The sequence below is a fragment of the Streptomyces sp. NPDC059897 genome (genome assembly GCF_042730865.1).
Classification (GTDB): Bacteria; Actinomycetota; Actinomycetes; order Streptomycetales; family Streptomycetaceae; genus Streptomyces.
The window spans coordinates 1-22,312 of record NZ_JBHWKQ010000015.1; the positions used below are offsets into that span (position 1 = coordinate 1).

22 protein-coding genes are annotated in these 22,312 nt (G+C 72.8%); 9 read left to right on the forward strand and 13 right to left on the reverse strand.

Features of this window, described 5'->3' with window-relative positions:
* Positions 1-138: 138 nt before the first annotated feature.
* The 8 genes from ACFV9W_RS18535 to ACFV9W_RS18570 form a co-directional block, all read right to left on the reverse strand.
* Positions 139-2,223, reverse strand: a complete 2,085-nt coding sequence (locus tag ACFV9W_RS18535) for an MMPL family transporter (protein ID WP_385761928.1) — start codon at positions 2,221-2,223, stop codon at positions 139-141.
* A gap of 145 nt (positions 2,224-2,368) precedes the next feature.
* Complete coding sequence (locus tag ACFV9W_RS18540; RefSeq protein WP_385761931.1) at positions 2,369-2,857, reverse strand: MarR family winged helix-turn-helix transcriptional regulator; 489 nt, start codon at positions 2,855-2,857, stop codon at positions 2,369-2,371.
* Between the two features lie 49 nt (positions 2,858-2,906).
* Entirely contained in the window at positions 2,907-3,524 is a 618-nt protein-coding gene (locus tag ACFV9W_RS18545) for a DUF1266 domain-containing protein (protein WP_385761933.1), read from the reverse strand.
* 160 nt (positions 3,525-3,684) lie between these two features.
* Entirely contained in the window at positions 3,685-4,659 is a 975-nt protein-coding gene (locus ACFV9W_RS18550) for a 4-hydroxythreonine-4-phosphate dehydrogenase PdxA (protein ID WP_385761935.1), read from the reverse strand.
* Complete coding sequence (locus tag ACFV9W_RS18555) at positions 4,656-6,188, reverse strand: tripartite tricarboxylate transporter permease (protein WP_385761937.1); 1,533 nt, start codon at positions 6,186-6,188, stop codon at positions 4,656-4,658. Before ACFV9W_RS18555 ends, ACFV9W_RS18550 begins: the two co-directional genes overlap by 4 nt.
* Complete coding sequence (locus ACFV9W_RS18560; RefSeq protein WP_385761940.1) at positions 6,185-6,718, reverse strand: tripartite tricarboxylate transporter TctB family protein; 534 nt, start codon at positions 6,716-6,718, stop codon at positions 6,185-6,187. Before ACFV9W_RS18560 ends, ACFV9W_RS18555 begins: the two co-directional genes overlap by 4 nt.
* A complete protein-coding gene (locus tag ACFV9W_RS18565; protein WP_385761943.1) occupies positions 6,715-7,689 on the reverse strand; it encodes a tripartite tricarboxylate transporter substrate binding protein in 975 nt (324 codons plus the stop codon). The genes ACFV9W_RS18560 and ACFV9W_RS18565 overlap by 4 nt, the downstream gene beginning before the upstream one ends.
* A gap of 124 nt (positions 7,690-7,813) precedes the next feature.
* Entirely contained in the window at positions 7,814-8,536 is a 723-nt protein-coding gene (locus ACFV9W_RS18570) for a GntR family transcriptional regulator (protein ID WP_385761945.1), read from the reverse strand.
* A gap of 138 nt (positions 8,537-8,674) precedes the next feature.
* On the opposite strand from ACFV9W_RS18570, the gene ACFV9W_RS18575 reads away from it, so the two are divergent.
* The 4 genes from ACFV9W_RS18575 to ACFV9W_RS18590 are packed head-to-tail and all read left to right on the forward strand — an operon-like array spanning position 8,675 to position 12,517.
* On the forward strand, positions 8,675-9,616 hold the full coding sequence (locus tag ACFV9W_RS18575) for a sugar phosphate isomerase/epimerase family protein (protein ID WP_385761948.1): 942 nt from the start codon (positions 8,675-8,677) through the stop codon (positions 9,614-9,616).
* A gap of 5 nt (positions 9,617-9,621) precedes the next feature.
* Complete coding sequence (locus tag ACFV9W_RS18580; RefSeq protein WP_385761951.1) at positions 9,622-11,319, forward strand: dihydroxyacetone kinase family protein; 1,698 nt, start codon at positions 9,622-9,624, stop codon at positions 11,317-11,319.
* Positions 11,316-11,795: a ribose-5-phosphate isomerase gene (locus ACFV9W_RS18585; protein WP_385761953.1), complete on the forward strand. Its 480-nt coding sequence runs from the start codon at positions 11,316-11,318 to the stop codon at positions 11,793-11,795. The genes ACFV9W_RS18580 and ACFV9W_RS18585 overlap by 4 nt, the downstream gene beginning before the upstream one ends.
* Complete coding sequence (locus tag ACFV9W_RS18590) at positions 11,792-12,517, forward strand: triose-phosphate isomerase (protein ID WP_385761956.1); 726 nt, start codon at positions 11,792-11,794, stop codon at positions 12,515-12,517. The genes ACFV9W_RS18585 and ACFV9W_RS18590 overlap by 4 nt, the downstream gene beginning before the upstream one ends.
* 72 nt (positions 12,518-12,589) lie before the next feature.
* Here ACFV9W_RS18590 and ACFV9W_RS18595 read toward each other — a convergent pair whose 3' ends face one another.
* Together ACFV9W_RS18595 and ACFV9W_RS18600 are read right to left on the reverse strand one after the other, a co-directional pair.
* Entirely contained in the window at positions 12,590-13,876 is a 1,287-nt protein-coding gene (locus ACFV9W_RS18595) for a GAF domain-containing protein (RefSeq protein WP_385761959.1), read from the reverse strand.
* 217 nt (positions 13,877-14,093) lie between these two features.
* A complete protein-coding gene (locus ACFV9W_RS18600; RefSeq protein WP_385761962.1) occupies positions 14,094-15,728 on the reverse strand; it encodes an acyl-CoA dehydrogenase family protein in 1,635 nt (544 codons plus the stop codon).
* Between the two features lie 90 nt (positions 15,729-15,818).
* Between ACFV9W_RS18600 and ACFV9W_RS18605 the strand changes: the two genes are divergently transcribed.
* Positions 15,819-16,976 (forward strand): YihY/virulence factor BrkB family protein, encoded by a 1,158-nt coding sequence (locus tag ACFV9W_RS18605; RefSeq protein WP_385761965.1) that lies wholly within the window; start codon positions 15,819-15,821, stop codon positions 16,974-16,976.
* Positions 16,977-17,013: 37 nt separating this feature from the next.
* Here the strand turns inward: ACFV9W_RS18605 and ACFV9W_RS18610 are convergent, their stop codons facing one another.
* On the reverse strand, positions 17,014-17,859 hold the full coding sequence (locus ACFV9W_RS18610) for an NAD(P)H-binding protein (RefSeq protein ID WP_385761968.1): 846 nt from the start codon (positions 17,857-17,859) through the stop codon (positions 17,014-17,016).
* 103 nt (positions 17,860-17,962) lie between these two features.
* On the opposite strand from ACFV9W_RS18610, the gene ACFV9W_RS18615 reads away from it, so the two are divergent.
* Both ACFV9W_RS18615 and ACFV9W_RS18620 read left to right on the forward strand, forming a co-directional pair.
* Positions 17,963-18,895, forward strand: a complete 933-nt coding sequence (locus ACFV9W_RS18615) for an AraC family transcriptional regulator (protein ID WP_385761970.1) — start codon at positions 17,963-17,965, stop codon at positions 18,893-18,895.
* A complete protein-coding gene (locus ACFV9W_RS18620; RefSeq protein ID WP_385761972.1) occupies positions 18,892-19,596 on the forward strand; it encodes a helix-turn-helix domain-containing protein in 705 nt (234 codons plus the stop codon). The genes ACFV9W_RS18615 and ACFV9W_RS18620 overlap by 4 nt, the downstream gene beginning before the upstream one ends.
* Here ACFV9W_RS18620 and ACFV9W_RS18625 read toward each other — a convergent pair.
* Positions 19,589-19,966, reverse strand: a complete 378-nt coding sequence (locus ACFV9W_RS18625) for a VOC family protein (RefSeq protein ID WP_385761975.1) — start codon at positions 19,964-19,966, stop codon at positions 19,589-19,591. The genes ACFV9W_RS18620 and ACFV9W_RS18625 overlap by 8 nt on opposite strands.
* Positions 19,967-20,063: 97 nt before the next feature.
* Here ACFV9W_RS18625 and ACFV9W_RS18630 point away from each other — a divergent pair, with 97 nt between their 5' ends.
* Positions 20,064-20,717: a DUF4389 domain-containing protein gene (locus ACFV9W_RS18630; protein ID WP_385761977.1), complete on the forward strand. Its 654-nt coding sequence runs from the start codon at positions 20,064-20,066 to the stop codon at positions 20,715-20,717.
* Between the two features lie 9 nt (positions 20,718-20,726).
* On the forward strand, positions 20,727-21,389 hold the full coding sequence (locus tag ACFV9W_RS18635; RefSeq protein ID WP_385761980.1) for a ThuA domain-containing protein: 663 nt from the start codon (positions 20,727-20,729) through the stop codon (positions 21,387-21,389).
* Here the strand turns inward: ACFV9W_RS18635 and mmuM are convergent.
* Entirely contained in the window at positions 21,386-22,285 is a 900-nt protein-coding gene (mmuM, locus tag ACFV9W_RS18640) for a homocysteine S-methyltransferase (RefSeq protein ID WP_385761982.1), read from the reverse strand. The two genes, ACFV9W_RS18635 and mmuM, sit on opposite strands and share 4 nt — an antisense overlap.
* Positions 22,286-22,312 lie beyond the last annotated feature (27 nt).

A 22,312-nucleotide genomic window follows, 5' to 3' on the forward strand; every position in this document is an offset into this window, starting at 1 on the left:
CCTGCAGGACATGCTCCGGTGCTGGACCGGCACCTGCACCACCTGCGGCCAACCACTCACCAGAACCAGAACCTAACGAAGCACTACTAGACCTTGCGCACGTGGTCGGGCGTCTCGGTCGCTGTCTCAGTGGCTGTCTCAGTCGCGGCCGCGGCTGAGGCGGCCCGGCCACCACGACTTCGGGCCGATGTCCCGGACGAGCGCCGGGACCAGCAGAGAGCGCACGACCAGCGTGTCGAGCAGGACGCCGAACGCCACGATGAAGGCGATCTGCACCAGGAAGGCGAGCGGGATCACGCCGAGCGCGGCGAACGTCGCGGCGAGCACGACACCGGCCGACGTGATCACGCCGCCCGTCGCGACGAGCGCCCGCAGGATCCCTTCCCTGGCCCCGCGCTCCAGGGACTCCTCGCGGGCCCTCGACATCAGGAAGATGTTGTAGTCCACGCCGAGCGCGACCAGGAACACGAACCCGTACAGCGGCACGGACGCGTCGGTGCCGCTGAAGCCGAAGACGTGCTCGAAGACGAGCGACGAAATGCCCAGTGTGGCAACGAAGTTGAGCGCCACCGTCGCCACGAGCAGCAGCGGCATCATGAGGGACCGCAGCAGCCCGACGAGGATCACCAGGATGATCGCGAGCACCACCGGCACGATCAGCGTGCGGTCCCGCTCGGCCGTCTGCTGGGTGTCGTACTGCTGCGCGGTGTAGCCGCCGACGAGGGCGTCCGCGCCGTCGATGGCGTGCAGGCTCGTGCGCAGCCCGGCGACCGCCTCCTTGGCGGCGTCGCTGTCGGCCGGGTCCTTCAGCGTGACGTCGACACGGACCTTGCCGTCCACGACACGGGGCTCACCGCCGCCGGGCCGGCCCTGCCCGCTCAGGACCGCCGCGCTCGCGACGCCGTCGGCCTTCTCGGCCCGCGAGACGACCTCGTCCGCGTGGCCGGCGTCCGCGATCACCACGGCCGGGTTGCCGGAGCCGCCCGGGAAGTGCTCGGCCAGGGTCTCCTGCGCGGCCACCGAGGGGGCGTCGTTGACGAAGATCTCGTCGAGCGGAACGCCCTTCGACGTGAGCGTGGGCGCGAACGCCGCGCAGACCAGCAGCCCGGCGAGCGAGACCGCCCAGATCTTGCGCGGCGCCCGCTCCACGGCGCGCGCGACGCGCCGCCACAGGCCGTGCCCCGCACCCGAACCGTCGTCGGCGCGCACCTTCGCGGGCCAGTACGCGGCGCCGCCGAGCAGCACCAGGGCGGCGGGCAGGAAGGTGAGGGTGCTCAGGACGGCGCAGGCGATGCCGATGGCGCCGACCGGGCCGAGCGCGCGGTTGTTGGTGAGGTCGCTCAGCAGCAGGGCGAGCAGTCCGAGGGCGACGGTCGCGGCGCTGGCCACGATCGCCCCCGTCGAGCGGCGCAGCGCGGCCCGCATCGCGGTGAACCGCTCGGCGCCCGAGGCGAGTTCCTCGCGGTAGCGGGCGGTCAGCAGCAGCGCGTAGTCGGTCGCGGCGCCGATGACGAGGATCGACAGGATGCCCTGCACCTGTCCGTCGACGCGTACGACATCGCGGTCGGCGAGGAAGTAGACGACGGCGCAGGCGGCGCCGAGCGCGAACACCGCGCCGAAGATGATCACGAAGGGGAGCAGCACGCTGCGGTAGACCAGGATCAGGATCACCAGGACCGCCAGCAGGGCGACCGAGAGCAGTAGTCCGTCGATCCCGGCGAAGGCGTCGGACAGATCGGCCTGGCTGGCCGCGGGCCCCGCGACGGCGGCCGTCGTGCCCGGGACCTTGGACGCCGCGGACTCGATCTTTTCGAGCGTCGGCGCGAGTTCGTCCCCCAGGTCGGGCCGTAGCTGGACGACTCCTTGCAGGGCCTCGCGGTCCTCCGACGGCAGGGCGGGCGAGACCTGCCCGACGACACCGGGCTCACCCTTCAAGGAGCCCAACGCGCGGGTGGCGGCGGCCTGTTGGTCGTCGGTTATGCGGCCGTCCCCGTCGGCGGTCCAGACGACCACGGCGGGGAGCGTCTCGTCCTCGCTGAAGGCGCGCTGCGCGTCGATCACGCGGGTGGACTCGGCGCCCTGGGGCAGGAAGGCGGCCTGGTCGTTGGTGGCGACCTCGCCGAGCTTCCCGGCGTACGGACCGAGCGTGCCGCCGATGGCGAGCCAGCCGAAGAGCAGGACGATCGGCACGAGCCAGCGGGCGCGTCGGTGGGTGCGGGGCATGGTTCTCCCAAGGAAGGCGGCCGGAAAGCTCAATCAAAAAGTATCTCAATGATTGAGTTAACTGGATGGTGGCATACGTCGTTCCTTCGGCCGCACCCGCCCCGTTGGATGCAGTCGGCCACGGGTCAAAGGGGGCCTATTGGTCCTATGCGCGGGGGCTCTCCACCGCGGCGAGCTCCTGGTTGAGCGAACCGAGGAACCGCGTGACGACGTCCAGCTCCGTCGCGCTGAAGTCGCCGCGCACCCGGTCGGCCGCCTCCGCGAGCGGCCCGAAGTACTTCCGCGCCCGCGCCTGTGCCCCCGGCACGTACTGCAGGTGCACCACCCGCCGGTCCGCGCTCTCCCGCACCCGCCGCAGATGGCCGGCGCGTTCGAGCCGGTCCACGCACGCGCTCACCGCGCCCGACGTCAGGCCGAGGCGGCGGCGCAGCACGCTCGGGGTGACGGGCTCCGTGGCGTCCAGGACGACGGCGAGCGCCTGCACGTCCGTGGGGTGCAGGTCCTGGCCGGAGGCGAAGCCGTGCACGACGCGGGTCAGCTCCCCGTTCAGGCGGCGCAGCTCCACCGCGAGGCGCCGCAGGTCCGACGGCGCGGACGCGGCCCCTTCGTCGGTCTCCCCGGTCTGTCCACCCACGCCCACCACGACTTCTCTTCCGCTTGATTCTGTACGAGGGTGCGCCAGCTTACTCGGCGCGCAGGTCGGGGCGGCGTATGACGTCGAGCGGTGCCCGGCGCCACGGGCTCTTGCGGTTCTCCGGGTCGAGCAGGGACTTCACGTGCGCCTCGGCGACGTCCCGCGCGGGCAGCAGGGCCTCGGAGTCGGTGCCCCGGGCGCCCTCCCGCCAGACGGTGAGGCCGAGGAGGTAGTGCTCGCCGTACTCCTGCCAGGTGTCGTACGTGCCCGCGACCCGCGGCACCACGTTCTTCAGCAGGTTCCAGGTGTCCGCCTCGGTGAGCAGCCCGGCGGCGAACCCGCACCGCGCCATGTCCGCGTACAGGGCGATGTCCCAGGCCAGCGGCTCGACGCCGCCGAGGCGGGCCCGGGCCTGCTCCCGGAACCCCGACCGCGCCAGCGCCCCGAGCCGCGCGATCAGCTCGTCCCGGCTCCCGGTCTCCCACTGCTCGACGAGCCGCCGCCGCGCCTTCTCCTCGTCGACCCGGGTGAACGGATGAAGCGTGCCGCGGGACACCCCCTTCCCCGTCCGCACGGGCGCGCTCAGCGACACCATCCAGAGCTGGTGCGGGGTGAGGGGCGTCGGATATACGCGCCGCGTCCTCGGCTTGATGAGTGTGAACGCCATGGGCGCGGACTGTACCGAACGTGTGATCGTGTCTGCCCGGTGCGGCGCATCGGTTCATGAGTGCGCAACGCCGGTGCGGGTAAATCAAGCCCCGCCGGCGATTGAGGCGCGGGGTCCGGGGCAGAGCCCCGCGACGTAAGCCCGGCCCGCCGCAACAAGGTCACCGCCGCGCCAACCGCACCGCCAGCTCGAACGCGTTCCGCACGGACCCCGTGTTGGCGGCACCACGACCGACCAGGTCGAACGCGGTGCCATGCGCGGGTGTGCAGATCGGGATCGGCAGCCCGCCCGCGATGGTCACACCCCCGTCGAACCCCATCAGCTTCATCGCGATCTGCCCCTGGTCGTGGTACATCGTCAGCACCCCGTCGAACTCCCCGGCCCGCGCCTTCAGGAAGATCGTGTCGGAGGGGAAGGGGCCGCTCAGGTCGAGCCCCGCCTCGCGCAGGCCGCCGATCGCGGGCGTGATGATGTCGAGTTCGTGGCGCCCGAAGTGGCCGTTCTCGCCCGCGTGCGGATTGAGCGCGCACACCCCGATGCGCGGCGCCTCGACGCCCGCGCCGCGCAGCACCCGGTCCAGGAGCCGACCCGCCGCCGTCACCCGCTCGTACGTGATCCCGGCGGCGACGTCGGCGATGGACACGTGCGAGGTGACGCGCGCGGTCCACAGGCCCGGCACGACGTTCAGCTCGGAGGTGAAGGAGTCGACGCCCAACACCTCCTCGAACCAGCGCAGTTCATCGCTCTGGGTCATTCCGGCGAGATGCAGCGAGGACTTGTTGAGCGGCGCGAACAGCATCGCCCCGACCTCGCCGGCCCGTGCCAGGTCGAGCCCGGTCCGCAGATGACCCAGTGCCCAGCGCCCGCCCTCCGCGGTCGCCGCCTTGCGCTGGAAGCCGCCCGCCGGACGCTCGGGCGCGGGCCCCGGGTGCAGCAACTCCCGTGCCCAGCCCAGGTCCACGCCCGCGTCCTCACCGGCGGAGCGCAGTTCCTCCTCGTCGGCGAGGAGCACGAGGTCGGCGGATTCGCGGGTCTTCGGATCGTCGAGGAGCCGGGCCACCAGCTCGGGCCCGATCCCGGCGGGATCGCCGAACGTGACGGCCACACGGGGACGTTGCGAGGTGTGCGTACTCATGAGGTCTTCTCCGGGGTCTTGGTTTCGGCGGCCGGCTCGGCGGCCTCGGGGACGGTGCGGGCCCGGCGCAGCCGCCGCGCCACCGGCGGCCCCGCCACGAGGACCACGGCGAGCAGCAGGATCGACACGGCGGCCGGGCTGTGCAGGATGAGCAGCGAGTCGTCGCCCGACAGCGCCGACGTCTGCACCAGCGACTTCTCGAACAGCGGGCCGATGACCAGGCCCAGGACGAGCGGGGCCACGGGGAAGTTCAGCCGCTTCATCGCGTAGCCGACGAGCCCGAAGAACAGCACGATCCAGATGCTGAACATGCTGTTCTTCACCGAGTACGCGCCGATCAGCGAGGTCACGATGATCAGCGGGTACAGGAACGCGTAGCGCACGCGCAGGAGTTGGGCGAAGACCGGCGCGAGCGGCAGGTTGAGGATCAGGAGCAGCAGGTTGCCGATGAAGAAGGAGACCAGCAGGCCCCACACCAGCTCCGGCTGGTTCTCGAAGAGCAGCGGGCCCGGCTGGATGCCGTAGACGAGGAACGCGCCGAGCAGGACCGCCGTCGTCGCGCCGCCGGGGACACCGAGGACGAGGGTCGGCACGAAGTTGGCGTTGGAGGCGGAGTTCGTGGCGGCGTCCGGGGCGACGACGCCCTCGATGGCGCCGGTGCCGAGCTGCTTGCGGTTGCGGGAGAACCGCTTCTCCGCCCCGTACGCCATGAACGAGGCGAGCGTCGTGCCCGCGCCCGGCAGGCAGCCGAGGAGGAAGCCGAGGACCGTGCCGCGCGCGGTCGGCGCCGCCGCCCGCTTCAGATCCTCCTTCGTCAGGAGCAGATCGCGGAAGCGGGCGCGGATCGGCTCGGCCATGCCGATGTGCAGCTGGTTGAGCAGCTCGCCGATCGCGAACAGGCCGATCATGACCTCGACGAACGGGATGCCGCCGAACAGGTCGATCTGCCCGAACGTGTAGCGGGGCGTGCCGCTGCCGCCGTCCACGCCGACGCAGCCGATGAGCACACCGGTCAGGCCGAGCGCCATGCCGAGCAGCAGATTGCGGCCCGAGAAGACGACGATCGTGCACAGGCCGAGGATCATCACGGCGAGCATCTCCGGCGGCCCGAAGTCGAGCGCCAGGTTCGCGAAGAACGGGGCGACCGCCATCAGCGCGACCAGCGACACCATCGCCGAGACGAACGCGCCGAGCGCCGAGATCGCGAGCGCGGGCCCGGCTCTCCCCGCCCGCGCCATGCGATAGCCGTCGAGGGTGGAGACCACGGACGACGCCTCGCCGGGCGTCGCGATGAGGATCGCGGTGATCGTCGCCCCGAACTGGGCGCCGTGGTAGATCCCCGCCAGCATGATCAGCGCGGTGAGCGGCGAGAACGTGAGCGTGACGGGGATCAGGATGGCCACGCCGGTCGCCGAGCCGAGCCCCGGCAGAATGCCGATCACGGTGCCGAGCAGCACACCGACGAAGCACCACAGCACGTTCTCCGGGCTGAGCGCGGCACCGAATCCGGTGACGAGATGGTCGATCACAGCTGGCTCCAGACGGCGGGGTCGAAGAGACCGAACGGCAGCGGAATGCTGAGGATCGTGATGAACAGCAGGTAGGAGACGGCGAACACGAGCACCGCCACGAGCACGCTGCGCCCGAGCGGCTGACGCTCCACGACCGCGGTGAGGAACAGCGTCATCAGCGTCAGCGCGGGCAGCAGCCCGAGGAACGGCACGAGCAGCGCGGTGACCACCATCGTCACCACGACCACGATCAGCTTCGCGCGGACCCGCCGCGCCTCCTCGGCGTCGGCCTCCGCGGCCTCCTCGACGTGCCCGTCACCCTCCAACACCGAGCCCGTACGCAGTTCCTGACGCACCAGCAGCATCCCGAGAACGGCGAGCAACAGGCCCGCCGTCCTCGGCATCACGCCCGCGCCGATGGTGCCGTCCTCCGGCTGGGTCCACGGGTAGGCGAAGGAGCCCGCGAAGAACAAGGTGCCGAGCGCGGTCAGGGCGCCGTACGCGAGGAGGACCGGGCGGCGCGCCCGCGAAGGAGTCGGGGTGGTCACTTGAGGTCCTCCTTCACCTGGGCGTCGTACTTCTTCAGGTACGCGGCGAACTCTGGGCCGCCCCGGTGCGCGGGCGTGAGCATGTCGGCCTTCAGGTACTCGCGGTACGCCTCCGACTTCATGGCCCGATCCAGCGACCTGATCCAGTACCTGCGCTGCACGTCGTCGATCCCGGCGGGCGCGAACACCCCGCGCCACAGCGTGACTTCGGCGTCCAGGCCCTGCTCCTTGGCCGTCGGAACCTTGCCGAGCACCGGATCGTCGTAGCGCTTCGAGGTCATGGTGCACAGCGCCTTCATGTCACCGCTCTGCAAATACGGCTTGGCCGAGGACGCGCTGGAGGGTGCGATCTCGATCTGCTTGCCGAGCAGCCCGGTGAGCACCTCGCCGGTCGAGCCGTAGGGCACGACCCCGAACTTCCCGCCCTGCTTCTTGAACTTGCCGATCACCAGCGCGTCCGCGCCCGTCTTGCCGCTGGACCCGGTGACGACACGCTTCTCGCGCGCGGCCTTCACCACGTCCGGACAGGTCTTGTACGGGGAGTCCTTGCGGGCCACGACGATCCGGGAGTCTGAAGCGAACATCATCAGCGGCGTGAACGACTTGTAGGTGAACGGCACGTCGTAGACGAGCGGGAGCGTGTTGAGGGCGCCCTCCGCGACGAGCAGCGCGTTGCCGTTCCCGTTCTCGGCGAGGAAGCCGGCCCAGCCGACGGCGCCCGAACCGCCTTCCTTGTTCTCGACGTTGACGTGATAGCCGCCGTCGAGCTCGTTGAGGCCCTGGGCCATCACGCGCGCCGAGCGGTCGCTGCCGCCGCCCGGCGCGAAGGCGACGAGGGCGGAGACCGAACCGCGCGGGTGCCAGTCCTTCGGCACTTCAGGGGTGGCGTTGAGCAAGGTGCACGAGGTGAGTGCGGTGACCAGGGCCGTGGTTCCGGCGAGCCGGCGCGCCGCACGCAGTGGTGACGTCATCGTCGACCTTCCTGCGGATCCGAGATCCTATGGGATATGGCCGAGACCGTAGGTGCGCCGAACGAGCCGTGACAAGAGGCGTGCGTGAATTGCCCGCTGCCGGACGGAAGTTGATGTTCCGTCGCTAGGCGTCGTCGAGCGAGCGCCGCTCGACGCCCTCCAGGTGTGTGCGCATCGCGCGGGCCGGCGCCTCGGGGTCGCCCGACTCGAAGGCCGCCAGGATCGCGGTGTGCTCGGCGATGGCCTGGTCGATGTCGAACGTGCCGTGGTCGACGGTCTGCCGCATCCGGTGCACGTGCGCGCTCAGCGACTCGGCCATCTGCGCCATGAACCGGTTCTGCGCCGCCTGGATGATCAGCAGGTGGAACGCCCAGTCGGCGGCGAAGTATTCGCGCAGGTCGGAGTTGTCGGTGGCCGTCGCGTCACCGCCGCGCAGCTTGCGCACGCGGTGCGCCGCGAGCACGTGCCGGGCGTGCGCGGCCCGCAGCTCCGGCACCAGGTCCTCGGTGTGCGCGACGGCCCGCTCCACCGCGCCGAGCTCCAGCATGATGCGGGCGTCGAACAGCTCGGTGACCTGCTCGGGGGAGAGCGGCGGCGCCACCTTGTAGCCCTTGAGCGCGACCCGGTTGACCAGGCCCGTGTGCTCCATCTGAACGAGGGCCTCGCGCACGGGAGTCGGCGAGACGCCGAGCTCGCGGGCGAGCGAGTCGATGCCGAGCGAGGAGCCGGGCGGCGTCGAGCCGTCGAGCAGCTTCTCCAGGATCGCGTCGTAGACCCCGTCGCGCAGCGCGCGGCGGGCCACGAGCGGCGAGTTGGGGCTCTGCGGGGGCGTGGTCTTCGGGCTCATTTCGCCGTCCAGGTTATCCGAGGGGGAGGTGCGGACAGTCTGTCGCGGACCGAATAGATCCTATAGGGTCTACGATTCAACAGGGATTGCCAGCGTGAGTTCTCAGCGTGGATCGCCCGGCCGACGAGGGAGTCGCCCATGCCCCGCAGCACCGCCCACTCCGTACCCACCGCCCGTGACTGGCCCATCGGCGCCGCCCTCCTCCAGTTCCCCGACGCCCACAACGCCCCCGCCGAGCAGTGGAGTTCGGTGCTCGACGAGGTGGCGGGCGAGGGCTTCGACCACGTCGACCTCACCGACAGCTGGGTGCGCCCCGGCGACCTCGACCCCGACCGCAGGGCCGAACTCGCCCGCGCGCTCAAGGAGTCGGGCCTCGACGTCACCGCGATCTCCGCGATCCGCCGCAGCGTCATCGACCCCGACGAGGACGCGGCCCGCGCCCACCTCGCATACCTCCTGCGCACCGTCGACGCGGCCGCCGAACTCGGCATCGGAGTCGTATCGGTGGGCCTGCACCGGGAGTTGACGCAGGCTCAGCAAGAAGCCCTGTGGTTCTGGCACGAACCGGGCGCCACCGACCCGATCGGCGACTTCCCCACGTGGGAGCGCGCGGTCACCCGCCTGCGCGAACTCGGCGAACGGGCCGCCCGGCACGGCATCCGCCTCTCGCTGGAGATGTACGAGGACACCTACCTCGGCACCGCCGACAGCGCGGTGTCCCTCGTCACCGACATCGGACTGCCGAACGTCGGCCTCAACCCCGACATCGGCAACCTCATACGCCTGCACCGCCCCGTCGAGGACTGGCGGTCCATGCTGCGCAAGACCCTCCCGCACACCAACTACTGGCACATCAAGAACTACTACCGCGACCACGACTTGGCCACGGGCGCCTACTTCACCCACCCCGCGCCCTGCGAGGGCGGACTGATCGACTACCGCGCCGCGCTCGCCATGGCCCTCGACCACGGCTTCGACGGCCCGATCTGCGTCGAGCACTACGGCGGCGACGGCCTCGGCGTCTCCGCCGCCAACCGCGACTACCTGCGGCGCGTCCTGCGTGCCCGCCTCGGGGCGTGATCCGGATGGCACCGCTGATCAACGACGCCCGCCGGTTCGCCCGCGAGGCCCTCGACGGTTTCGCCGCCGCACACACCGACCTCGTACGCCCCGTGCACGGCGGAGTCGTCCGCGCCTCCGCGACCCCGCCCGGCCAGGTCGCCGTCGTCCTCGGCGGCGGCAGCGGCCACTACCCGGCGTTCGCGGGCTGGGTCGGGCCGGGCTTCGCGCACGGCGCGGCCTGCGGCGAGATCTTCGCATCGCCGTCCGCCGGACAGATCGCGTCCGTGGCGCGGGCCGCCGAGAACGGCGGGGGAGTCCTCTTCGGTTTCGGCAACTACGCGGGCGACGTCCTGCACTTCGGGCAGGCCGCCCAGCGGCTGCGCGCCGAGGGCATCGACGCCCGCGTCCTCACCGTCACCGACGACCTCGCCTCGCACCCCGAACCGTCCCAACGCCGGGGCATAGCAGGCGACTTGACCGTCTTCAAGATCATGTGCGCGGCGGCGGAACGCGGCGCGGGGATCGACGAGGTCGAGGCGATCGGCCGCCGCGCCAACGCCGCCACCCGCACCCTCGGCTACGCCTTCGACGGCTGCACCCTCCCCGGCGCGCCGCGCCCCCTGTTCTCCGTGGCCCCCGGCCGGATGGCCCTCGGCCTCGGCATCCACGGCGAACCCGGCCTGGACGAAGCGGAGTTGGCCGACGCCGACACCATCGCCGACCGGCTCCTGGACGGCGTACTGAAGGAGGCACCCGACGGGGCGCGCCGGGCGGCCGTCCTCCTCAACGGGCTCGGCGCCACCAAGTACGAGGAGCTGTTCGTCGTCTACCGCAGGATCGCGGAGCGGCTCGCCGCCGCCGGGATCGAGCCGGTCGCGCCCGAGGTCGGCGAACACGTCACGAGCCTCGACATGGCGGGCCTCTCCCTCACCCTCACCTACTTCGAAGAGGACGACGGACTCGCGGAGTTGTGGCAGGCGCCCGCCCTCGCCCCGGCCTTCCGGCGCGGCCACCTCGCCCCGCGCCCCGACCGAACCGACGACCTCACTACGACCGCCACCACCCGCCCACCGGACCCGGCCCCCGGCACCCCCGCGTCCCGCCGCTCCGCCGCCCGCGCCGCCGAGGCCCTCCACACCCTCCGCGCCACCGTCGCCGCGCACGAGGAACGGCTCGGCGCCCTCGACGCGGTCGGCGGCGACGGCGACCACGGCATCGGCATGCGCCGCGGCGCCGACGCCGCCTGCGAGGCCGCCGACCGGGCGCTCGGCGCGGGCGCCGGGGCCGGCACCCTCCTGGTCCGGGCGGGCGAGGCCTGGTCCGACGGCGCGGGCGGCACCTCCGGCGCGCTCTGGGCCGCCGCCCTCACCGCCGCGGGCACGGTCGCCGGCGACCGGGACCCGGTCACGTACACCCAACTCGTACGTGCGGTAAGGGAGTCGGTGGACGCGATCGTCCGCATCGGCGGCGCGCGCCCCGGCGACAAGACGCTCGTCGACGCCGCTGTCCCCTTCGCCGAACGCCTCCCGCACGACGGCTGGGCGGCAGCGGCGCGGGCCGCGACCCGCGCGGCGGAGGACACCGCCCGCATCCCGGCCCGCCTCGGCCGCGCCCGCACCCACGGCGACCGCACCCTCGGCACCCCCGACCCGGGAGCCGTCTCCTTCGCCCTGATCGTCACGGCACTCACCCCGCACCGCGCCCCGCAGGAGGACACATGAACAGCACGAGGACGTTGCGCGTGGTCGTCGGCTGCGACAGCGCCGGACTCGACTACAAGGAGGCGCTCAAGGCCGACCTCAAGGACAGCGCCGCCGTGTCCGAGGTCATCGACGCGGGCATCACACCCGGCGGCGAGGACACCGCCTATCCGCACGTCGCGGTCGACGCGGCGCGGCTCGTCGCCGAGGGCCGCGCCGACCGGGCGCTGCTGGTCTGCGGCACCGGACTCGGCGTCGCCATCGCCGCGAACAAGGTCCCCGGCATCCGCGCCGTCACCGCCCACGACTCCTTCTCCGTGGAACGCGCCGTGCTCTCCAACGACGCCCAGGTCCTCTGCCTCGGCCAGCGCGTCATCGGCCTGGAACTCGCCCGCCGGCTGGCCCGCGAATGGCTCACCTACACTTTCGACCCGCACTCCGCCTCGGCCGCGAAGGTCGCCGCCATCAGCACGTACGAGCAGGAGGACAGCGCGTGAGCCGCTGGATCGGGACCAGCTTCAAGATGACCAAGACCCGTTCCGAGGCCGCGGGTTACGCGGCGCGCGTGCGGGCCGCGGTCGGCGACGGCATCGACGGCGTGCGGCCCTTCCTGATCCCCTCCGCCACCGCCGTCTCCGTCGTCGCCGACACGCTCGGGCCGGGCTCGCCCGTCCTGACCGGCGTGCAGAACGCCCACTGGGACGACGAGGGCGCCTGGACCGGCGAGATCTCCGTGCCGCAGGCCGCCGACGCGGGCGCCCGCCTCGTCGAGATCGGGCACTCGGAGCGGCGCGCCCACTTCGCCGAGACCGACGACACGGTCCGGCTCAAGACGGCGGCGGCCCTGCGCCACGGCCTCACCCCGCTGGTCTGCGTCGGCGAATCCGCGGCGGCCAGGGACGCGGGGCGCGGCCCCGACGTCGTACGGGCACAGGCAGAGGCGGCGCTCGAAGGCCAGTCGGACCCGGGCGCGGTGCTGCTCGCCTACGAACCGGTCTGGGCGATCGGCGCCCACGGCCGCCCGCCCCGCCCCGAGGAGATCGCCCCGGCGCTCGCGGCCCTCGCCGAACTCCCGGTGCGCGCCGTGCTGTACGGGGGTTCGGTCGACCTGGGGAACGCGCCGTGGCTGCTTGAGCTTCCTGGGGTGCAGGGGCTGTTCGTGGGGCGGGCCGCATGGGATGTGGACGCGTTCTTGAAGTTGGTCGCGTTGGGACTGTGACGCGTGATGACGCTTCTGGCGTCATCAGCCGTCACAGTCCGCCCCGGAACCCACACCCCGGATCCCCCGAACTCACGCCCCGGCCTCCCGCGCCGCCACCACCGCGGGCGCCACCGAGTGCGGGAGCAGGTCCCGCGGGTCCTCCGGCAGCAGCACGGCCACCTCCGCGTCGTCCGCGAAACGGTAGGGGCGGTGCGCGAGGAGGGCGCCGAGGTAGCGGCGGACGCGGGACATCTCGGCGCGCACCGTCACCGTGCGGGCCCGGTCGCCGAACAGGTCGTCGGCCAGCTCGGAGGCGCTGCGGCCCGCCGGGTGCAGCGCCAGCACGTACAGCAACTCGGCGTGCCGCGGGCTCAGTTCGTGGGTCCAGGTGGCCGCCGCCCCCGACACCTCCAGGGACCAGCGGCGCGGGCGGCTCACGTCGAGCGCTATTCGGGTGGCGTCGAGCGGGAACGGTTCCTCGTCCACCAGCAGGAGCCAGCCACCCGGCAGCGGCGTCACCCGGCACGACCCGAGCGCCGGCACCCAGCAGCAGCCCTCCGCCAGGGACTTGGGCAGCGCCACCCGGTCCACCGGCGGCATCCCGGTGACCGCCGCCGCCCAGCCGAACTCGTCGACCGCGAGCGCCCGCCCGGTCATCCGCGAGAGGACCGGCGCGGCGACCGAACGCAGCCGCTCCAGGCCGCCCTGCAACTGTTCGCGCAGCCGGGCCTCGGCGAGCTGCGCCACCGAGTGCACCCACGACAGCGTCGCCGGATGCATCGTGTCCATGGGGCCGCTGACGTCCACGACCCCGAGGAGCCTGCCGTCGCGCGGGTCCGTCACCGGGGCGCCCGTGCAGATCCACGGGTGCTGCGACTGCACGAAGTGCTCGGCGGAGAAGACCTGCACGGGGCGGCGGGCCACCAGCGGCGTGCCGATCCCGTTCGTGCCTACGACGTCCTCCGCCCAGTGCGCGCCCAGTTCGAAGCCGAGCCTGTCGGCCATGCGCAGCACCCCGGGATGCCCCTCGCGCCACAGGATCCGCCCGTCGGCGTCACTGATCACCATGATGTGCTGCGCCGCGTCGGCCACCGTCACCAGGGCCTCGCGCAGCATCGGAAGCAGCGGCAGGAGCGGTGAGGCCTGCCGCTTCTCCTCTAGCTCCTCCGTGGTGAGCAGGCCGGCCCGGACGTCGTGGTCCGGGTCGACGCCGTCCCGCAGCATCCGCTGCCACGAGTCGCCGATCACCGGACGCGGTCGCACCCTCGGCCGCAACCCCGAGAGCGTGGCCTCGCGCACCCCCTTGAGCAGCCGGGACGAGTGCGCCACGTCCATGGCGGACAACCGCGTGAGGTCGATCGTCGAGTCCTTGTTCATGCGGAGGATCCTCGGTTGTGGGGAGTTGTGCCCATCCTGCACCTGAGAGCCCCGGCAAGGGTGGGTCTTCCCAAGGAACGTTGCAACCCCCTGCAACCCTGGTGAACACGCGTGCGGCGTTTGAAACTGAGAGCAACGCCGTCGCGACGGCGTTCGAGCTCCTCTAGGGGCCTGATGAGCGGGGATGGTGCCGTGTCGGCGCAGCACCATCCCCGCGTCAGATCTGTGGCCGCGCCCGCTCCGCCAGCGCCGCCAGGTCCAGCGTGTGCGGCAGCGTCCCGAAGCCCGAGCCCCGGTCGCCCCCGAACCGCGCCGCGCAGAACGCGTCCGCCACGTCGTCGGGACCGAACCGCACGAGCAGCGAACCCTGGAGCACCAGCGCGATCCGTTCCACGAGCCGGCGTGCCCGCGCCTCGATGCCGTCCAGGTCGCCGAGTTCGGTCAGCAGGTCCTTCACCGCGGCGTCGAGCCGGTGATCGCCGCCGCGCGCCTTGCCGACCTCGACCAGGAACGCGTTGAGCGCCCGCGGCTCCCGCTGCAACGCCCGCAGCACGTCCAGGGCCTGCACGTTCCCCGCGCCCTCCCAGATCGAGTTCAGCGGCGACTCGCGCAGCAGCCTCGGCATCCCGGACTCCTCCACGTACCCGTTGCCGCCGAGGCATTCGAGGGCCTCCGTCACCAGGGGCGTACAGCGCTTGGTCACCCAGTACTTGGCCGCCGGCACCGCGATCCGCAGGAAGGCCCGCTCCTGCTCGCCGCCGTCCTCGTACGCCGCCGCGAGCCGCAGCGCGAGCGTCGTCGCGGCCTCCGACTCCAGGGCCAGATCCGCCAGGACGTTGCTCATCAGCGGCTGGTCGATCAGCTTCGCGCCGAACGCCTCGCGGTACGCGCAGTGGTGCGTCGCCTGCGCCACCGCCTGCCGCATCAGGGCCGCGGAGCCGAGCACGCAGTCGAGCCGGGTCGCCGCCACCATCTCGATGATCGTGGGCACCCCGCGGCCCTCCTCGCCGACCCGGCGCGCCCACGTCCCGTCGAACTCGACCTCGGCCGAGGCGTTGGACCGGTTGCCCAGCTTGTCCTTCAGGCGCTGGAGGGCGAACGGGTTGCGCGTGCCGTCGTCCAGGACGCGCGGCACGAGGAAACACGTGAGCCCCGCGTCCGTCTGCGCGAGGACCAGGAAGCCGTCCGACATCGGCGCGCTGCAGAACCACTTGTGGCCGGTGAGCGTGTACGTCCCGGCCTCGGCCAGCGGTACGGCCCGTGTCGTATTGGCCCGTACGTCGCTGCCGCCCTGCTTCTCCGTCATCGCCATGCCGAAGAGCGCGCCGGCCTTCTGCCCCGCGGGGCGCAGCCCGGAGTCGTAGACCGCGGAGGTCAGCAGGGGCTCCCACACGGCGGCGAGTTCCGGCTCCGTGCGCAGGGCGGGCACCGCCGCGTGCGTCATCGAGAGCGGGCACAGGTGCCCCGCGTCCACCTGGGACCACACCAGGAACGCCGCGGCGCGCCGCAGATGACCGCCCGGCCGCGTCCACGCCGACGTGAGCCCCGACGACACACCCTTGCCGAGCAGCCGGTGCCACGCCGGATGGAACTCCACCTCGTCGATCCGGTGGCCGTAGCGGTCGTGGGTGCGCAGGCGTGGCGGATTCTCGTTCGCGAGCCTGCCCCACTTCTGGGCCTGCGCGGAGCCCGCGGTGCGGCCGAGAAGTGAGAGGTCCGCGAGGGTCTCGTCCAGAAGTGCCGGGTCCAGATGCCGCTTCAGACCCTGCGTCAGGGCCCGGTCGGCGGAGAAGACGTCGTACCCGACGAGCGGAGGGGCCTGGTTGGTGACGGTATGCGTGCTGCCTGCCATGTCTGTCGAACCTACCCGCGACACCGCAAACCCCACCACAGGCCGGGCCTGACGTCGGACGCCGTCCCTTCCGGCGGATACCGTTGAGACGTGCAGCCAGCAAGTGAATCCCCCGAACCGCCGTCCGGACGTCTCCACCGGGCGCGCGTCCTGTACCACAACGTCTCGAAACGGAAGACGGCCTGGCTGCTCCTGAAGGACACCGTCAACTCGTGCATGGAGTACCGCATCCTGGGCCTCGCGGCCGAGGCGGCGTTCTTCACGCTCCTGTCGGTGCCGCCGCTGCTGCTGTCCCTGGTGGGACTGCTCGCCTACGTCGACACCTGGACCGGCGCCGACACCATCGCGGGCGTCCGCGACAACATCCTGGAGGCCTCCCGCACGGTCCTCACCGACCAGGGCGTCAAGGAGATCGCGGAACCGATCCTGGACGACGTCATCAAGGGCGGCAGGCCCGACGTCATCTCCATCGGCTTCCTGCTCTCGCTCTGGTCGGGCTCGCGCGCGGTGTCGACGTTCGTGGACACGGTGACCGTGATGTACGGACTCGACGGCGTGCGCGGCATCGTGAAGACGCGGCTGCTCGCGTTCCTGCTCTTCCTGGTGGGGCTCGTCGTCGGCGCGATAGCGCTGCCGCTGATGATCGCGGGCCCGGACGCGGTGATCGGCCTGGTGCCCTGGTCGCAGTCGCTCGTCCAGATCCTCTACTGGCCCGTGGTCCTCGTCCTGTCCATCGCGTTCCTCACGACGCTGTACCACGTGTCCGTGCCAGTGCGCTCGCCGTGGATCGAGGACGTGCCGGGCGCCCTCGTCTCGCTCGCCATGTGGATCCCCGGCAGCTTCCTGCTGCGCCTCTACCTCACCAACACCATCGAGGGGCCGACCATCTACGGCTCCCTCGCCGCGCCCGTCGCGGTGCTGCTGTGGATCGGTGTCTCGGCGTTCGCGGTCCTCGTCGGCGCCGCGGTGAACGCGGCGATCGACCGCGTGTGGCCGTCGGTCGCGACGGCGGCGGCGCGCGCCGCGAACGAGCGCATCCGCACGGCGGCCGCCGCCGAGCAGGTGGCGCGGGCGGCCGCCCTCCACCTCCCGGACGACGACGAGGACCTGGAGGACGGCGACGACCCGGGCATGCCCTCCGAGTTCCCCGAGCGCTGGTCGAAGTTCCTGCCCCCGGAGGACGTCACGTCCCGGCTGCGCACGCACGCCCGCAAGAACGGCGACGGCACGACGGACGAGGAGGACTGACCGGGGCCTTCCGGCCCCGGCCGGCCCCGGCGCCCGGCTACTTCCAGGCGCCGGCCGCGGCCTCCCGCTCCGCGAACCGGGCGAAGGTGCGCGGCCCGCGCCCGAGCACCCGCTCCACGTCACCGGTGACCGAGGCGTTCCGCCCGTCGAGCAGCGACGCGAACAGCTCCACCAGGAACGCCACTTCCTCCTCCGGCACCCCGAACCCGCCCAGCGCGGCCCCGTACTCCCGTACCGGCATCGGCACATAGCGCTTCTCGGTCCCGGTGGCCGCGGCGACGGCCGCGAGCCCCTCGCCCCACGTGAGCAGCTCGGGCCCGGTGAGATCCAGGACCTCGCCCGCGTACCGCCCCGACGGCTCGGCGAGCACCGCCACCGCGACCTCCGCGATGTCCGTCGCGTCGATGAACGGCTCACGCAGCTCCTGCGGCGCCGCGAACGACAGTTCCCCGCCGCGCACCTGGTCGGCGAGCGGGCCCTCGCTGAAGTTCTGCTGGAACCACGCGCACCGCAGCACCGTCCACTCGGCCCCCGACTCCCGCAGCGCCCGCTCGGCGGGCAGCGCCCGGTCCTCGCCGCGCGCCGACAGCAGCACGAGCCGCCGCACCCCGAGCGCCACCGCCCGCCGCGCGAGCGCGCCCACCAGGTCCGCGGCGTCCGGCGCCCCGATGTCCGTGGGGAAGGCCAGATACACCCCGTCGGCGCCGCGCAGCGCCGCGTCCCAGGTCCCGGGCTCCTCCCAGTCGAACCGCACCGCGCCCGACCGGGACGCCGCCCGCACGCCAAGCCCGGCGGCCCGCGCCGCGTCGGCGACCCGTCGCCCCGTACGACCGGTCGCCCCGGTCACCAGCACCGTCCGTGTGTTCCGCTCCGTCTGTGTCATGCCTCCACTGAACCGCCGCGCGCCGCCCGCCGACATCGTCGAGCCGCTCACCGCCATACGCGTCCGTCCAGCTGCCTCTGCGCTGCCCCATTACGCTGCCCCCATGGACGTACTCGCAGGGCTCCTCGAAGGGCCGAGGGCGCGCGGGGCCTTCATGATCCGGGCCTGCTTCGAGCCGCCGTGGGCCGTACGGATCGCCGACGAGGCGCCGCTCTCCGTGATGATCATGGAGGAGGGCGAGGCGTGGCTCCTGCCGGAGGGCGACGAGGACAAGCCCCGGCACATCCGCCCCGGCGACATCGCCGTCGCCCGCGGCCCGGCCCCGTACGTCTGCTGCGACGACCCGGCCACCGAGCCGCGCGCCGAGATCGGCCCCGGCCAGGTGTGCCGCCCGCTCGGCCCCGCGCACATCGGCCGCTACAAGGACCTCGGCGTACGGCAGTGGGGCGAGTCCCCGGACGCCCCGGCGAAGATGCTCATCGGCACGTACCAGCTGCGCGGCGAGCTGACGGCGCGCCTTCTCGACGCGCTGCCCGCACTGCTCGTGCTGCCCACCGAGGTGTGGCGCTGCCCGCTCACCCCGCTGCTCGCCGAGGAGCTCGGGAAGGACGGGCCCGGCCAGGACGTCGTCCTCGACCGCCTCCTCGACCTGCTGCTCATCACCTCCCTGCGGGCCTGGTTCTCCCGCCCCGAGGCCGACGCGCCCGCCTGGTACCGGGCGATGGGCGACCCGGTCGTGGGCGGCGCGCTGCGCCTCGTCCAGGACGATCCCGCCCACCCCTGGACGGTCGTCGAGCTCGCCGAGCGGTGCGGCGTCTCGCGGGCCGCGCTCGCCCGCCGCTTCACGGAACTCGTGGGCGAGCCCCCGATGGCGTACCTGACCGGCTGGCGCCTCGCGCTCGCCGCGGACCTGCTGCGCGAGGGGGAGGCGACCGTCGCGGCGATCGCCCGGCGCGTCGGCTACGGCAGCGCGTTCGCCCTGTCCACCGCGTTCAAGCGGGAGTACGGGGTGAGCCCGCAGGAGTACCGGGCATGACCGGGGGATACGAGGAGCGGGCGGCATCGCGGGTGCCCGGCGCGACGGTGTGGACCCGGACGGTGGCGCGGGGCGGGGGAGCGGCCTCGCCCGTCCTGCCCGACGGCTGCATGGACCTGATCTGGAGCGAGGGCCGCCTGTTCGTGGCCGGGCCCGACACGCGCGCCCACCCCACGGGCCCCGGCGAGGGCCGCCGCTTCGCGGGCATCCGCTTCGCCCCCGGCACGGCGCCCGGCTATCTCGGCGTACCGGCACACGAACTCCGGGACACCCGCGTCGAGTTGGCGGACCTGTGGCGCGGCGCCGAGGCCCGGCGGCTGACCGAACGGCTTGACGCGGCCGCCGACCCGGCGTCCGAACTGGAGGCCCTGGCAGCCCGCCTCGCCGACACCGCGGGCCCGCCCGACCCGCTGCTCACCCACGTGGCGCGGGCGCTCGACGCGGGCCGCACCGTCACGTCCGTCGCCGAGGAGACCGGCCTCGGCGCCCGCACCCTGCACCGCCGCTCCTTGGCCGCGTTCGGCTACGGCCCCAAGACCCTCGCCCGCGTCCTGCGGCTGCAACGGGCCCTGGCGCTGGCCCGCACCGACGTCCCGTTCGCCGAGGCGGCGGCCCGCGCCGGGTACACGGACCAGGCCCATCTGGCGCGGGACGTGCGGGAGTTGACCGGAACGACGCTGGGGCGGCTGCTGCTCAGGTGAGCGGCGCGAACAGGTCCACCTGATTCCCGTCCGGGTCGAGCACGACGGCGTACCGCTGCCCCCACGGCGCGTCCCACGGCTTGGCCTCGCCGTGACTCCCCGCCCCGGTCAGCTCCTCGTACGCGGCGTCGACGCCCGCGGCGTCCCCGCAGTGGAACGCGAGCGCGATGCGGCCCCGGCCGTGCTCCTCGGCGGCCGGGACCGGGTCGAACATCAGCCGGATGCCGCCCGCCAACTCCGCTTCCACGTGCGGAAGTTGCTCCGCACCTTCGGGGAAGGTGAGGCCGAGGCGGCGGTAGAAGGCCAGCGAGGCGGACAGGTCGGTGGTGGCGACGCCGATGGCGTCCATGCGGATTCGGATCTCGTTCATGGGTCCACCGTAGGAAGCGCGACCGTGACCCGTCTTGTACGAAACGGACACCGCCCGTCTCCTTGTGCGCGCCCCGAAACCGCCGTACACGAGGCATATGGCCTATAACGAGACTCTCGTAGCGACCGCGCCGCCCGCGAGCCCGGTCACGCTGGAAGCCGATTACGACCCGGCCGTCTCCCGGTGGCTGTGGCTGGTGAAGTGGCTGCTCGCGCTGCCGCACTACGTCGTCCTGGCATTCCTCTTCGTGGGCTCCGCCCTCGCCACCCTTGTCGCCCTGTTCGCGATCCTGTTCACGACCCACTACCCGCGCCTCCTCTTCGACTTCAACGTCGGGGTGATGCGCTGGGCGTGGCGCGTCGGCTACTACTCGTACGGGTCCCTCGGCACCGACCGCTACCCGCCGTTCACGCTCGGCCCGGCCCCCGACTACCCGGCCCGCCTCGACGTCGCCTACCCCGAGCACCTCTCGCGCGGCCTGGTCCTGGTCAAGTGGTGGCTGCTCGTGCTGCCCCAGTGGCTGATCGTGTCGCTGCTCGTGGGCGGCTCCGGCACGGCGGGCGGCGTCGCGGGCCTGCTCACGTTCTACGCGGCCGTCGCCGTCCTGTTCACCGGGACGTACCCGCGCGGCATGTACGACCTCAACATCGGCCTGCACCGCTGGGCGGCGCGCGTCGCCGCGTACGGGGGACTGATGACGGACACGTACCCGCCGTTCCGCCTCGACCAGGGCGAGCGCGAGCCCTACTAGCCTCCGGGCATGCCCGTCACGACACTCGTGCACACCCGCACCGCCGACTACCGCCACGACTCCATCCCGCACGCCGTCGAGGCCCTGCGCACGCTCGGCTTCGACGTGCGGCACACCGAGGACCCGGCCGACTTCGAGCGGGCGCTCGACACCCGCCCCGACACGGTCGTCTTCCTCTCCACCAGCGGCGACGTCCTCACCCCCACCGGACGCGCGCGGCTCGCGGCGTACGTCGACGGGGGCGGCGGCTTCGTCGGCGTGCACGCGGCGGCCTGCACCGAGTACGGCTGGCCCTACTACGGGGACCTCCTCGCGGCCCGCTTCGACCGGCACCCCGCGTACCAGCCCGGCCGCGTCCGCGTCACCGACCACGAGCACCCGGCGACCCAACACCTGCCGCCCGACTGGGAGTTCACCGACGAGTGGTACGACTTCCGTTCCGACCCGCGCGAGGACCCCACCGTGCGGGTCCTCGCGTACGCCGACGAATCCTCGTACTCGGGCGCGGCCATGGGCGGCGACCACCCGCTGGTGTGGTGCAGGGATCCCGCGCGGCCCGGCCCCGGCCGCATGTTCTACACGGCACTGGGCCACGCCACGGAGGCCTACGCCGACCCGGCCTTCCGGACACACCTGGCGGGCGCGATCCACTGGACGGCGCACAAGTCCTAACGGCCGAGCGCCGCCGCGATCCCCGCCACGGCGTCCGGCCCGACCCGGCAGCAGCCGCCGATCAGCCGGGCCCCGGCGTCCCGCCACGCGGTCACCCGGTCCGGCGCGAACGTGGCACGGCCCGCCCACCCGCGCGCCTCGGCGTCCCACTCCTCGCCGCTGTTGGGGTAGACGACGACGGGTTTGCCGGTGACCCGCGCGGCGGTCCGCACCGCGCCCTCCACGTCTCCCGGGGCGCAGCAGTTGACGCCGACCGCGACGACCTCCTCGGTGTCGGCAGCCACCGCGAACGCCTCCGCCAACGGCTGCCCGGCACGCGTCCTGTCGCCCTCCACGCTGTACGAAAGCCAGGCCGGCACCCCGAGCCCCCGCACCGCCCGCACCAGCGCCCGCGCCTCGTCCGCGTCGGGCACCGTCTCCAGGGCGAACGCGTCGGGCGCCGCCTCGGCGAGCACTTCGAGGCGCGGCCGGTGGAACGCGTACAGCTCCTCCTCGCTCAGCCCGTACCGCCCCCGGTACTCGGACCCGTCGGCGAGCATCGCCCCGTACGGCCCGGCGGACGCGGCCACCCACAGGGGTCGGTCGAACCCGGTGGCCGCATCGCGCGCCAACTCCACACTGGAGGCGATGAGTTCACGGGCCCTCTCGCGCCCGATCCCGCGCCGCGCGAACCCCTCGAAGGTGGCCTGATAGCTCGCCGTGATGGCGACATCGGCCCCCGCCTCGTAGTACGCGCGATGCGCCGCGACGACCGCCTCCGGCTCCTCGGCGAGCAGCCGCGCCGACCACAGCTCGTCGCTCAGATCGTGCCCGGCGGCCTCCAACTGGTTGGACAGGCCGCCGTCGAGGACGAGCGTGCCGGAGGTGACGGTGCGGGTGAAGGAATCGCTGGTCATGGTCCTGACGCTATCCGGCCCCGGCCG